Here is a 13,224-nt window from a genome sequence, read left to right as displayed (position 1 = left end):
GGACGCCAAATCGGTCGCAGGGGATACGGCGCCGGCGCGGAGCGGGCGGAAAGAAGATGGCGGAGAACAACATCGGAATCGGTCGCACCAGGAAACCCGTCAGGACGAAGCAATTAGCATGCCCCACCCTGCGCGGCGATCCCCCGCACCGGCACTCCCGGTCAGAACGACAGGCGCATGCCCAGGATCAGGTTGCGTCCCGGCAGCAGCACTTGGTCCTTGACGAAGGAGCTGTGGTTGCGCGCCTTCTCGTCCAGCAGGTTGTTGCCCTTGAGGTAGATCTGGTAGTCGGTCGGCCCCAGCGTACCCGAGTAGCGGAGGTTGGCGCCGAGCATGTTGTAGCCGCCGGTTTTGGTCTCGTAGTCGGCCAGCCGGTCCTGGCGGCGCACCCGGTAGTACTCCAACTGGCCGGCGAGGGCCGTGCTGAAGTTGTGATCGACGCGCACGCCGAGTCGGTCGGCGGGCATCCGCGGCAGATCGCCGCCGCCGCTGCGCAACCGGCCGCGGACATGGTCGCCGAACAGGGTCAGGGCGGTGGCATCGGTGGCCTGGAAGCGGATCTGCCCCTCGGCGCCGGTCAGCAGCGCGTCGTGCTGGCGGTAGGCGATGTCGCGATAGCCGCCGCCGGTATCGCGCCCGGTATCGGCGGCGTAGATGAAGTCGTCCACCTGGTTGCGATAGAGGGTGAGGTCGAAGGTGGTGCGTCCGGCGAACTTGCGCAGGGTCAGCTCGGCGTTGTGGGAAGTCTCCTTCTTGAGATCCGGATTGCCATGCTCGATGGTCTGGGTCGCTGCGTGCGCCCCGTTGGCGTACAGCTCCTCGATGCTCGGCAGACGCTGGGCGCGGGTCAGCGAGAGGCCGAGGGAATAATCGGTGGTGAAGGTCCAGACCACGCCGGCGGAGAGCGAGGTTCCCTGGTGGCTGGTGTCCTTGGCGCCGTTGGCCTGGACATTCTGCCAGTCGTGGCGCAGCCCCAGCTCGTAGCGCCAGGCGCCGGCGGTGTATTCCTCGGTCAGGAACAGGCCGTGGCTGTGGGTCACGGTCGGCGGCAGATAGGCCTCCTCGCCGCTGGCCTTGAAATCGCGGTGCAGGGTCTGTCCGCCCAGCACCCCATGCCAGCCCAGCAGAGGGGCGTGGGTCAGCTCCAGGCGGGCGTCGCTGGCGTCGTTGTCGAAGCGGGTGGCGACCGCGCCGTCCTCGACTTCGTTGTGCCGGTAGTTGCTGTGGGCGGCGCGCAGCTTGGCCAGCTCGAAGCCGCGCAGCGGCTCGCTGAGCTCGCCGCGCAGATCCCAGCGCTTCTGCTTCATGTCGATGTATGGGACCGGCTCGCCCCCTTGCACCTCCTCGCCGACCAGCCCGTAGCGGTTGTTCTGCTCGCCGTAGGCCAGGCCGAGATAGCCGCGCTCGCCGACCACGCTGCTGCCCAGACTGAAGGAATCGGTATCGTTGAAGGAACTCTGCTGCTTGCTGGGCGAGCCGGGGATCTCGTAGTCGTCGTCCCGGCGCCGGCTGCCCTCGGCGCGAACGGCGAGGGGCCCCTTGCCGGCAGTGATGCCGAAGGCCCCCGCCCATCCGTCGGCGACCGTGTTGCCGCGCACCTCCGCCTCGCCCTCGTAGCCCTTTTCCGGGACATAGGTGGGCACCTTGCTGTCGATCACGTTGACCACGCCGCCCATGCCGCCGCCATAGAGCAGGGTCGACGGTCCCTTCAGCACCTCGATGCGCTGGGTCAGCAGCGGTTCGCTGGTCACCGCATGGTCGGGACTGGTGCTGGAGGCGTCGAGCATGTCCACGCCATCGCTCAGCAGCTTCACCCGCGCCCCGTCCAGGCCGCGGATGATCGGCCGTCCGGCGCCGGCGCCGAAGCTGCTGGAACGCACGCCCGGCAGCTTTTCCAGGGTCTCGCCGAGGGTCGCCTCGCGCCGCATGACCAGTTCCTCGCCCTCCAGCACCTGGGTCGGGCTGGTCGCTTCTTCGGGCGGCCGTTCGCTGATGGCGCTGGCACTGACCTCGACGGACTCGAACTCGAGCGGCTCGGCCGCCCAGGCGGAGGGTACGAAGGCCAGTCCGACGGCCCAGGCCAGAGGATGACGCACACACATGCAGAGACACTCCAAATGCCCGCTCCGAGGCATCGTTCAGACGACGATGGAAAACCCTTGGCGAAACCGCCGGCTCGCGAAGGGCGGCAATCTAACATGTTATATCGTAACAAATAATAGTTTTTTTCACTGTAGCCGACACTCGCTCCCTCCTCCAGTCGCCCGCGCCTCGAAAACCGTGCGGCCAGGGGTTCTCGATTGAAAAAACTGGCACCGCGCCCCATGTAGTTTTCAACGCTTCCATACCAGGTGCCCCATGACAGACCAGGACATCACGCCCGAGATCGTCGAAAAAGAACGCACGACCAACAGCCTCGCCCTGCCCGACCAGACGTTGCCGGAGCGGCTCTACGTCATTCCGATCCACAATCGTCCGTTCTTCCCCGCCCAGGTGATGCCGGTGGTCGTCGAGCCCGAGCCCTGGGCGGAAACCCTGGCGCGCGTGGCCAAGACCCCCCATCAAAGCCTGGCCCTGTTCTACATGGACTCGCCGACGGAAGACCCCAGCGCTTTCGCCCCCGAACAGTTGCCCGAACACGGCACCCTGGTGCGCGTGCACCATGCCAGCCACGAGGGCGGCAAGCTGCAGTTCATCGCCCAGGGCCTGACCCGGGTCCGCATCCGCGGCTGGCTGAGCCGCAAGCCGCCCTACCTAGCCGAGGTGGACTATCCGAAAAACGCCCAGGATCCGCGCGACGAGGTCAAGGCCTACGGCATGGCGCTGATCAACGCGATCAAGGAGCTCCTGCCGCTCAACCCGCTGTACAGCGAGGAGCTGAAGAACTACCTGAACCGCTTCAGCCCCAACGACCCGTCGCCGCTGACCGATTTCGCCGCCGCCCTGACCAGCGCGCCGGGCAACGAGCTGCAGGAAGTGCTGGACACCGTGCCCGTGCTCAAGCGCATGGAGAAGGTCCTGCCGCTGCTGCGCAAGGAAGTGGAGGTCGCGCGCCTGCAGAAGGAGCTGTCCGCCGAGGTCAACCGCAAGATCGGCGAGCACCAGCGCGAGTTCTTCCTCAAGGAGCAGCTGAAGATCATCCAGCGCGAGCTGGGCATGACCAAGGACGACAAGAGCGCCGACGCCGACGAGTTCCGCGCGCGCCTGGAAGGCAAGACGGTGCCGGCACAGGCGCGCAAGCGCATCGACGAGGAGCTCAACAAGCTGTCGATCCTCGAGACCGGCTCGCCGGAATACGCCGTCACCCGCAACTATCTGGACTGGGCGACCAGCGTGCCCTGGGGCGTCTACGGCGAGGACAAGCTCGACCTGGCCCATGCCCGCAAGGTGCTCGACAAGCACCACGCCGGGATGGAGGACATCAAGGAGCGGATCCTCGAGTTCCTCGCCGTGGGCGCCCTCAAGGGCGAGATCGCCGGCTCCATCGTGCTCCTGGTCGGCCCGCCCGGGGTGGGCAAGACCAGCATCGGCAAATCCATCGCCGAGACCCTCGGCCGGCCGTTCTATCGCTTCTCCGTCGGCGGAATGCGCGACGAGGCGGAGATCAAGGGCCACCGCCGCACCTACATCGGCGCCCTGCCCGGCAAGCTGGTGCAGGCGCTGAAGGAAGTCGAGGTGATGAACCCGGTGATCATGCTCGACGAGATCGACAAGCTCGGCGCCAGCCACCAGGGCGACCCGGCCTCGGCGCTGCTGGAGACCCTCGATCCGGAGCAGAACGTGGAGTTCCTCGACCACTATCTGGACCTGCGCCTGGACCTGTCCAAGGTGCTGTTCGTCTGCACGGCGAACACCTTGGATTCGATCCCCGGCCCCTTGCTCGACCGCATGGAGGTGATCCGCCTGTCCGGCTACATCACCGAGGAGAAGCTGGCCATCGCCAAGCGCCACCTGTGGCCGAAACTGCTGAAGAAGACCGGGGTGCCGAAGGAGCGCCTGTCCATCTCCGACAGCGCCCTGAAGGCGGTTATCGAGGGCTACGCCCGCGAGGCCGGGGTGCGCCAGCTGGAAAAGCAGCTCGGCAAGCTGGTGCGCAAGTCGGTGGTGAAACTGCTGGAGGATCCGGCGCTGAAGGTGAAGATCGGGCCGAAGGATCTGGAGGAGCAGCTCGGCATGCCGCTGTTCCGCAAGGAGCAGCACCTGGAGGGCGTCGGCGTCATCACCGGGCTGGCCTGGACCAGCATGGGCGGCGCCACCCTGCCGATCGAGGCGACGCGCATCCATACGCTGAACCGCGGTTTCAAGCTCACCGGCAAGCTCGGCGAGGTGATGAAAGAATCGGCGGAGATCGCCTACAGCTACGTCAGCTCGCACCTGAAGCAGTTCAAGGGCGACCCGACCTTCTTCGACCAGGCCTTCGTCCACCTGCACGTGCCGGAGGGCGCCACGCCCAAGGACGGCCCCAGCGCCGGCATCAGCATGGCCAGCGCCCTGCTGTCGCTGGCGCGCAACCAGGCGCCGAAGAAGAACGTGGCGATGACCGGCGAGCTGACCCTGACCGGCCAGGTGCTGGCCATCGGCGGGGTGCGCGAGAAGGTAATCGCCGCGCGGCGGCAGAAGATCTTCGAGCTGATCCTGCCGGAAGCCAACCGCGGCGACTTCGAGGAACTGCCGGACTACCTCAGGGAAGGCCTGACCGTACACTTCGCCCAGCGCTTCGCCGACGTGGCCAAGGTGCTGTTCTGATCTTCGGCGTGCCTCGTTGACCCCGACGCCCCGGGCCGGAAAGCGTTTTCCGGCTCCGGCGGCGCCGAATGCCCCGGAGCTGAGCCTTCCGCCCGCCGATGCTGTCAGCCCGGCCCGCTCTTGGCTAAAATGCCGCGCCTTGGCAACAGCAGCGGAACCCACGTGAAACAGTCCCCCGACCGCCTCTTCGCCCGTCCCCTCGCCGAAGTGCCGGATTTCATCTTCAACGAGGACGTGGCCCGGGTCTTCCCGGACATGATCAAGCGCTCGGTGCCGGGCTACCCGACCATCATCGAGAACATCGGCGTGCTCGCCACCCGCTTCGCCCAGGCGGGAACGCCCCTCTACGACCTCGGCTGCTCCCTCGGCGCAGTGACCCAGGCGCTGCGTCGGCACGTGAGAACCGATGGCTGCCGGGTGATCGCGGTGGACAACTCCAGCGCCATGCTCGAGCGCTGCCGGGAATACCTGCATGTCCAGGACTCGATGTTTCAGGAGCTGCTGCCGGTGGAGACCATCGAGGCGGACATCCTCGCCCTCGATCTCCGGCCGACGTCGCTGGTGGCGATGAACTTCACCCTGCAGTTCATCCCCCGGGAGCACCGCCTGGATCTGCTCGGCCGCATCCGTCGGGCGCTGGTCCCGGGCGGAGCGCTGATCCTGTCGGAAAAACTGCGCTTCGAGGATACCGAGGAACAGGCCCTGCTCAACGATCTGCACCTCGACTTCAAGCGCGCCAACGGCTACAGCGAGCTGGAGATCGCCCAGAAACGCAGCGCCATCGAGAACGTGATGAAACCGGACAGCCTCGAAGAACACCGCGAACGCCTGGCAGCCGCCGGCTTCCGCAAGGTAGTGCCCTGGTTCCAGTGCCTCAACTTCTGCTCGCTGATCGCCCTGCCATGATCGATCTGAACCCGTTGATCCGCCGCCTGGCCAGCACGCCGCTGGCCCCCTGGTCGAACGGCCTGCAGGCGCAGCTGGACGAGAAGCTGTCCCGCAGCCACGGCGACCTGGAGCGCTGGCAGGCCGCCGTGGATGCCCTGCCGCCCCTGGGCGCCGAGCGGGTCGAGTTGCGCGAGTGCGTCCGCCTCGATGGCGGCTGCGACGAGCCTACCCGCCTTGCCCTGCGCCAGGCCCTGCTCGGCCTGTCTCCCTGGCGCAAGGGACCGTTCGAGCTGTTCGGCGTGCACGTCGACACCGAATGGCGCTCGGACTGGAAGTGGCAACGAGTCGCCCCTCATCTGGATCTGCTCGGCAAGCGCATCCTCGACGTCGGCTGCGGCAACGGCTACTACATGTGGCGGATGCTCGGCGCCGGTGCCGATTGCGTGATCGGCGTCGATCCCAACTGGCTATTCCTCTGCCAGTTCCTCGCCCTCAAGCGCTACCTGTCGGAGTTCCCGGCCTGGCACCTACCCTTCTCCCTGGAAGACCTGCCGGAAAAGCTGGAAGGCTTCGACACGGTGTTCTCCATGGGGGTGCTCTACCACCGCCGCTCGCCCATCGACCATCTGCTGGCTCTCAAGGACTGCCTGGTGAAGGGAGGTGAACTGGTGCTGGAGACCCTGGTGGTGGAAGGCGACGCGACCACCGTGCTGGTGCCGGAAGACCGCTACGCGCAGATGCGCAACGTCTGGTTCCTGCCCTCGGTGCCGGCTCTGGAGCTCTGGTTGCGGCGTGCCGGTTTCGTCGAGGTGCGCTGCGTGGATGTCAGCGTGACCGGCACCGACGAGCAGCGCTCCACCGAGTGGATGAAGTTCCAGTCGCTGCCGGACTTCCTCGCCCCGGACGACCGCAGCCGCACCGTCGAAAGCCTGCCGGCGCCGATGCGCGCCGTGATCCTCGCGCGCAAGCCCTGAACCGACAGGGCCTGCGCGGCTAGACTTGCCTGCGGCACGGAGGGAAGACCATGGCTCGCTGGCTGATGATTCTGGGCGCGACACTGCTGCTTCTCGGCATCGCGCTGCGTTACGCACCCTGGCTGCTCGGCTGGTTTGGCCGGCTGCCCGGGGACGTCCGCATCGAGTCGGGCCGCAGCAGGGTCTTCATTCCCATCACCACCATGCTGCTGATCAGCCTGGTGGTGACCCTGCTACTGAACCTGTTCCGCCGCTGACTCCCGTTCAGCGGCGGGCGGCCGCCGCGACGATCAGTTCCTTCATCTCCGCCACGGCCTGCTTGAAGCCGACGAACAAGGCATGGGCGACGATGGCATGACCGATGTTCAGTTCGTGCACTCCCTCGATCGCCGCGATCGGCTCGGCATTGTGGTAATGCAGGCCATGGCCGGCATTGACGATCAGCCCGTGCCCAAGCCCGCAGGCCACGCCATCGCGGATGCGTGCCAGCTCGCGGGCGGCCTCCGCCGGGGTCTGCGCATCGGCGTAGCGGCCGGTGTGCAGTTCGATGGCCGGCGCACCGATACGTTTGGCCGCTTCGATCTGCCGCTCTTCGGCATCGATGAACAGGGAGACCTCGCAGCCGATGCACGTCAGACGTTCCACCGCGGCACGGATGCGGTCCTCCTGACCGGCGACGTCCAGCCCCCCCTCGGTGGTCAATTCCTGACGGGTTTCCGGCACGAAGCAGGCATGCGCCGGACGGATCTCCTCGGCAAAGGCGAGCATCGCCTCGGTCACGCCCATCTCGAAATTCATCCGGGTCTGCAGCACCTCGCGCAGCACGCGCACGTCACGGTCCTGGATGTGCCGGCGATCCTCGCGCAAGTGCACCGTGATGCCGTCGGCGCCGGCCTCCTCGGCATCCAGCGCGGCTTTCACCGGGTCTGGATAGCGGGTACCGCGGGCCTGGCGCAGCGTCGCGATATGGTCGATGTTCACGCCCAGCAGAATGCGGTTGGCTTCAGTCACGGGAAGACTCCTTGAGATTCATGAACAGTTCGCGGCTGACCAGCGGACGGCCGCCGAGATGGGGCGCCAGGGCTTGGCGCATCAGGCGCTTGGCTGCGGCCAGGGCGCCGGGGGCCTGCCAGTCGGCCTCGGCCATGGCGAGCAGCTCGCCCCCCTGAAATACGCCGGGCTGCAGCTGCGTCACAGCTTCCAGGCCGGCGTCTGGCAACAGCCGATAGAGTTTTCCAGCCTCGACGGGCTGTCCTTGCCGGTCACGATCCAGGGCGAAACCATAGCCCAGCTCGTCCAGCAGGCGCCATTCGAAGGCGCGCAGCAATGGCTGCAGAGGACGACCGGAGGCCAGGGCGGCGAGCGTCAGGGCGTAGAAGTCGAACAATGCCGGGTGAGCATCCTCGACCGGCAGTAGACGGATCAGCAATTCGTTGAGATAGAGCGCGCTGAACAGGGTTTCCCCGCTCAGCCAGAGCGGCGTACCCGCCCCCTCGAGCCGGGCGACGGTTTTCAACTCGTTGCGCCCGCGGAACTCCACATCCAGCGGGACGAAGGGACGTGCGAGACTCCCCGCCTTGCCGCGCGCGCCCCGGAGAACGGCGCGCAACCGACCTTGCGGGGTGAGGAAATCCACCAGCGCGCTGCTCTCCTTGTAGGGCCGGCTATGCAGGACGAAAGCGGATGGGGACATAGGACGAAGGAACCCGCTCTGCTTCACGACGACAGAAGTCCGGCTGCTTGAGCACAAAGCCCAGGACAGCCACGAACCTGCTGGAGAGCGGTCGCAGGAGCCCTCTCAGCTCTCCCGATAGCCCAGGGAATGGAGGGCGCGCTCGTCGTCGGACCAGCCGCCCTTCACCTTGACCCACAGATTGAGCATGACCTTGGAGTCGAACAGCACTTCCATGTCCTTGCGCGCCTCCTGACCGATGCGTTTGATCCGCTCACCCTTCTCGCCGATGATGATCTTCTTCTGCCCCTCGCGCTCGACCAGGATCAGGGCGTGGATATGCAGGATGCGTCCCTCCTGCTTGAACTCCTCGATCTCCACCGTGATCTGATAGGGCAGCTCGGCCCCCAGCTGACGCATGATCTTCTCGCGTACCAGTTCGGCGGCGAGGAAGCGGCTGGAGCGGTCGGTGATCTGGTCTTCCGGGAAGAAATGCTCGCCTTCCGGCAGCCGCTCGGCGACCAGCTTTTCCAGCAGGTCGAGGTTCTTTCCCTGCAGGGCTGAGATGGGCACGATCTCGGCATTGGGCAGCTGCTGGGCCAGCCACTCCAGATGCGGCAGCATCTCTGTCTTGTCGTCCAGACGGTCGGCCTTGTTCACCGCCACCAGCACCGGGCCCCGCACGAACTGGACGCGCTCCAGCACCATCTGGTCCTCTTCGGTCCAGCGGGTACGGTCAACTACGAAGATCACCACGTCGACGTCCTTCAACGCCGCCGCCGCGTTCTTGTTCATATAGCGATTGAGGGCTTTGTCGTTCTGCTTGTGCAAGCCGGGAGTATCGACATAGATCGCCTGCACATTGCCTTCGGTCTTGATTCCCAGCATGTTGTGGCGAGTGGTTTGCGGCTTGCGCGAGGTGATCGCCAGCTTCTGGCCGAGAATATGGTTGAGCAGCGTGGACTTGCCCACATTGGGGCGCCCGACTATGGCCACGTAGCCACAGCGGAATTCGCCTGTATCAGTCATTGGCGTTCTCCACACCGAGAGCGACCAGAGCCGCAGCCGCCGCCACCTGTTCGGCGATGCGACGGCTCACGCCCTGGCCATGGGTTTTGTCGTTCAACAGGGCGACCTGGCACTCGACGAAGAATGTCCGGCAGTGCGGCTCGCCCTGGATATCCACCACTTCGTAACGCGGCAGCTCGCATCCCCGGGACTGGAGAAACTCCTGCAGGCGGGTCTTGGGATCCTTGTTGGTGTCGACCAGGGTCAGGCCATCCAGTTCGTTGGCCAGCCAGGCGAGTACGCGGTCGCGTGCCGCCTCCATGCCGGAGTCCAGATAAATCGCCCCGATCAACGCCTCGAGGGCATCGGCAAGGATGGATTCCCGACGGAAACCGCCGCTCTTCAGCTCACCCGAACCGAGCCGCAGGTAATCCCCGAGCTCGAACCCACGAGCCAGCACCGCCAGGGTCTCGCCCTTGACCAGACGAGCACGCAAGCGGGAGAGTTGCCCTTCCCGCGCCTGGGGAAAATGCTTGAACAGCGCTTCGCCAGCAATGAAGTTGAGGATGGCATCGCCAAGGAATTCGAGACGCTCGTTATTGCGTCCGGCATGGCTGCGATGGGTCAAGGCCACGAGCATGAGCTCTTGGTTCTTGAAGGTGTAACCGAGCTTACGCTCGAGGCGATCTAGGGATGGGCTCACGGCATTGGCACACGGAATTCTTTGTCGAAATGCACCACCAGATCGAGGTTCTCGATCAGCGGCTCGCGCTTTTCGTATTTTAGATGGGCATGAAACTCGTTGTTTTCGAGATTCACTTTCAGGACGTCATCCAGATTCAGGTCACGAATATTGTTGACCTGCATGCCTTTCATGACATGGCCATAAAAATCGGCGACCGAACGGATATCTCCGGCATGCTCCTGCTCCACGGAAGTGATGATCTTCTCCATGGACATGTAGTCGAAATAATGCGGCAACATCTTGAATGCGCTACTCGCAAAAAACGCCACCACAGCCAGTACCATCAGCCAGCTCAGTACCGACAAGCCTTTTTGTGAGCGGGGAAAACTCATTTGGGACCTCTATCCTTTTCTTCCATGCCGTGGGTGGCAAGAGGTAAAGCCTATATAGAGTCGGCGGCACCCTGTTGCTGAGCGCCGCACATTATGAAGGGATCAGTGAATGAGCCCGACCCTGGAGAAGGTGGGAAGATTCTGCAGTTTCGGCTCCGGCCAACTCATCCAGACTGCGAAAGCCTTGCCGACGATATTCTTGTCCGGAACCATTCCCTGCAGATTGGCGGGAATCTGCGGATCATCCCAATAACGACTGTCATTGGAATTATCGCGGTTATCGCCCATCATGAAGTAATAGCCTTGCGGAACGATCCATTCGTGACTCGGCTCGATCCGATAACGGGTCATTTCCTTGCGGATCAAATGCTCGACGTCCCCCAGCTGCTCTTTGTAGAGCACTGCACTACCCAACGAACCAGGGACGTCGCCGAGCAGCTGCTCGGCAACCGGTTTGTCGTTGATGAACAACCGCTTGTCACTGGTATAGCGAATATGGTCGCCGGGCAAACCAATAACCCGCTTGATGTAATTGATGTTCGGATCGCTCGGGTAGCGAAACACCATTACATCGCCACGCTGCGGATCTTCGACCTCGATTACCTTGGTGTCCAACACCGGTAGCCGGATGCCGTAGGCGAACTTGTTCACCAGAATGAAGTCGCCCACTTCCAGCGTAGGCTTCATGGAGCCCGAGGGGATCTGAAACGGCTCGACGAGGAAAGAGCGCAACACCAGGACAATGGCCAGGACCGGGAAGAAGGATTTGCCGTATTCGACAAGCAATGGTTCCCGGTTCAAGCGATCGACGACACTCTGCTCGGGCTCGCTGACACTGCCCTCGTATTCGGCGATAGCAGCACGCCTGCGCGGAGCGAGGAATGCCAGATCGAACAACGCCAAAGCGCCACTGACCGCAACGGCAAGCACCAACAGCAAGGGGAAATTGATCGACATAGCGCTAACTATCTACCTTGAGCACCGCGAGGAAGGCTTCCTGGGGAATCTCGACACTGCCGACCTGCTTCATACGCTTCTTGCCGGCCTTTTGTTTTTCCAGCAACTTGCGCTTACGGGTCACGTCGCCACCGTAACACTTGGCCAGTACATTCTTCCGGAGCGCCTTGACCGTGGTCCGCGCCACGACCTGTCCGCCGATCGCAGCCTGAATCGCCACATCGAACATCTGACGCGGAATCAGCTCTTTCATTTTCTCGGTGAGCGCCCGTCCTTTCTGGTGGGACTTGTCACGATGCACGATCAGCGCCAAGGCGTCCACCTTATCGCCATTGATCAACACATCCAGCTTGACCAAGTTCGCGGCCTCGAAACGATCGAAACTGTAATCGAGCGATGCATAGCCACGACTGACCGACTTCAACCGATCGAAGAAGTCCAACACCACCTCGTTCATCGGCAAATCGTAACTGACCTGCACCTGGCTGCTGAGGAACTGCATGTCGCGCTGGACGCCACGCTTCTCGATGCACAGGGTGATGACGTTACCCAGGTGCTCCTGAGGCACTAGGATATTGGCGCGGACTATAGGCTCGCGCATCTCCGCAATGGATGCCAGATCGGGAAGCTTGGAGGGGTTGTCGACATAAATGGTCTCGCCGTTTTTCAGCAATACCTCGAAGACCACCGTCGGCGCGGTGGTAATCAGATCCAGATCGTACTCACGCTCGAGACGCTCCTGGATGATCTCCATGTGCAGCATGCCGAGGAAACCGATGCGGAAACCGAAACCGAGCGCATCGGAACTTTCCGGCTCGTATTGCAATGCGGCATCGTTCAGGGTGAGCTTTTGCAACGCCTCGCGGAAGTCCTCGAAATCATCCGAGTTGACGGGGAATAGACCCGCATATACCTGCGGCTTGATGCGCTGGAAACCCGGCAACATGTCGACATCCGGAGTGCCGGAAAGCGTCAGCGTATCGCCCACCGGGGCGCCATGGATGTCCTTGATGCCGGCGATGATAAAGCCAACTTCGCCCGCCTTCAGGTCCGGCATCTCGGTATGCTTTGGCGTGAACACGCCCACGCTGTCGACCTGATAAACCTTACCGGTCGATTTCACCAGAATCTTATCGCCTTTCTTCACCCGGCCGTGCTTGACCCGCACTAGCGAGACGACGCCTAGATAATTATCGAACCAGGAGTCGATGATAAGTGCCTGCAGGGGGGCGTCGATCTCCCCTTCAGGTGGCGGGATGACCTGAACCAAACGCTCCAGCACATCGTTTACCCCCATGCCGCTCTTAGCGCTGCAAGGCACCGCATCAGTGGCATCGATACCGATGATGTGCTCGATTTCGTCCTTGACCCGCTCTGGCTCGGCCTGGGGTAAATCCATCTTATTCAGCACGGGCATGACTTCTAACCCCTGCTCGATGGCGGTATAGCAGTTGGCAACGGACTGAGCTTCCACGCCCTGCCCCGCATCTACTACCAGTAGCGCACCTTCGCAGGCCGCCAGCGAACGGCTGACCTCGTATGTGAAGTCGACGTGGCCAGGGGTATCGATGAAGTTCAACTGGTAGGTTTTGCCATCTTGGGCCTTGTAGTGCAGGGTCACACTGTGGGCCTTGATGGTGATCCCGCGCTCACGCTCCAGATCCATGGAATCCAGAACCTGGGCCTCCATTTCTCGATCCGAAAGACCGCCGCACATCTGAATGAAGCGGTCGGCCAAGGTCGATTTGCCATGGTCGATATGGGCAATAATGGAGAAATTTCGGATATGACTCAGGTCACTCACAGTTCAGCACTCAATAAGGCTCGGGCAGGTCGCCCGTATAAAATAGCCGGGGAGTTTAACTGATCCTCTGCTGCCATGCCACGCGCAGGCCAGCCCGC

12 protein-coding genes are annotated in these 13,224 nt (G+C 63.4%); 4 read left to right on the top strand and 8 right to left on the bottom strand.

All coding sequences use genetic code 11. The features are described 5' to 3' along the window. Positions 1-161: 161 nt before the first annotated feature. Entirely contained in the window at positions 162-2,102 is a 1,941-nt protein-coding gene (locus ACFOJE_RS02260; RefSeq protein WP_377812613.1) for a TonB-dependent receptor, read from the bottom strand. Between the two features lie 256 nt (positions 2,103-2,358). Here ACFOJE_RS02260 and lon point away from each other — a divergent pair, with 256 nt between their 5' ends. The 4 genes from lon (at position 2,359) to ACFOJE_RS02240 (ending at position 6,865) form a co-directional block, all read left to right on the top strand. Further along, entirely contained in the window at positions 2,359-4,746 is a 2,388-nt protein-coding gene (lon, locus tag ACFOJE_RS02255) for an endopeptidase La (protein WP_377812612.1), read from the top strand. A gap of 162 nt (positions 4,747-4,908) precedes the next feature. Next, positions 4,909-5,652, top strand: a complete 744-nt coding sequence (gene cmoA, locus ACFOJE_RS02250; RefSeq protein WP_377812611.1) for a carboxy-S-adenosyl-L-methionine synthase CmoA — start codon at positions 4,909-4,911, stop codon at positions 5,650-5,652. Continuing rightward, positions 5,649-6,608, top strand: a complete 960-nt coding sequence (gene cmoB / locus ACFOJE_RS02245) for a tRNA 5-methoxyuridine(34)/uridine 5-oxyacetic acid(34) synthase CmoB (protein WP_377812610.1) — start codon at positions 5,649-5,651, stop codon at positions 6,606-6,608. The genes cmoA and cmoB overlap by 4 nt, the downstream gene beginning before the upstream one ends. Before the next feature lie 50 nt (positions 6,609-6,658). Next, positions 6,659-6,865: a DUF2905 domain-containing protein gene (locus ACFOJE_RS02240; protein WP_377812609.1), complete on the top strand. Its 207-nt coding sequence runs from the start codon at positions 6,659-6,661 to the stop codon at positions 6,863-6,865. A gap of 7 nt (positions 6,866-6,872) precedes the next feature. Here the strand turns inward: ACFOJE_RS02240 and pdxJ are convergent, their stop codons facing one another. The 7 genes from pdxJ to lepA form a co-directional block, all read right to left on the bottom strand. Beyond that, entirely contained in the window at positions 6,873-7,619 is a 747-nt protein-coding gene (pdxJ, locus tag ACFOJE_RS02235) for a pyridoxine 5'-phosphate synthase (RefSeq protein ID WP_377812608.1), read from the bottom strand. Further along, the gene (gene recO, locus ACFOJE_RS02230; protein WP_377812607.1) at positions 7,612-8,301 is read right to left on the bottom strand and encodes a DNA repair protein RecO; all 690 of its coding nucleotides are present in this window, start codon (positions 8,299-8,301) and stop codon (positions 7,612-7,614) included. Before recO ends, pdxJ begins: the two co-directional genes overlap by 8 nt. Before the next feature lie 105 nt (positions 8,302-8,406). After that, the gene (gene era, locus ACFOJE_RS02225; RefSeq protein WP_377812606.1) at positions 8,407-9,309 is read right to left on the bottom strand and encodes a GTPase Era; all 903 of its coding nucleotides are present in this window, start codon (positions 9,307-9,309) and stop codon (positions 8,407-8,409) included. After that, complete coding sequence (rnc, locus tag ACFOJE_RS02220; protein WP_377812605.1) at positions 9,302-9,991, bottom strand: ribonuclease III; 690 nt, start codon at positions 9,989-9,991, stop codon at positions 9,302-9,304. The genes era and rnc overlap by 8 nt, the downstream gene beginning before the upstream one ends. Continuing rightward, positions 9,988-10,365 carry a DUF4845 domain-containing protein gene (locus ACFOJE_RS02215; protein ID WP_377812604.1) on the bottom strand — a complete coding sequence of 126 codons (378 nt, stop codon included), beginning with the start codon at positions 10,363-10,365 and terminating at the stop codon, positions 9,988-9,990. Before ACFOJE_RS02215 ends, rnc begins: the two co-directional genes overlap by 4 nt. A 102-nt stretch (positions 10,366-10,467) precedes the next feature. Then, positions 10,468-11,322, bottom strand: a complete 855-nt coding sequence (gene lepB / locus ACFOJE_RS02210) for a signal peptidase I (protein WP_377812603.1) — start codon at positions 11,320-11,322, stop codon at positions 10,468-10,470. A gap of 4 nt (positions 11,323-11,326) precedes the next feature. After that, positions 11,327-13,126 carry a translation elongation factor 4 gene (gene lepA / locus ACFOJE_RS02205; protein ID WP_377812602.1) on the bottom strand — a complete coding sequence of 600 codons (1,800 nt, stop codon included), beginning with the start codon at positions 13,124-13,126 and terminating at the stop codon, positions 11,327-11,329. Between the last annotated feature and the right edge of the window lie 98 nt (positions 13,127-13,224).

This window comes from Azotobacter bryophylli, from assembly GCF_042643485.1.
Taxonomy (GTDB): domain Bacteria; phylum Pseudomonadota; class Gammaproteobacteria; order Pseudomonadales; family Pseudomonadaceae; genus Azotobacter; species Azotobacter bryophylli.
This window is presented reverse-complemented; position numbering and strand designations above follow the sequence as displayed.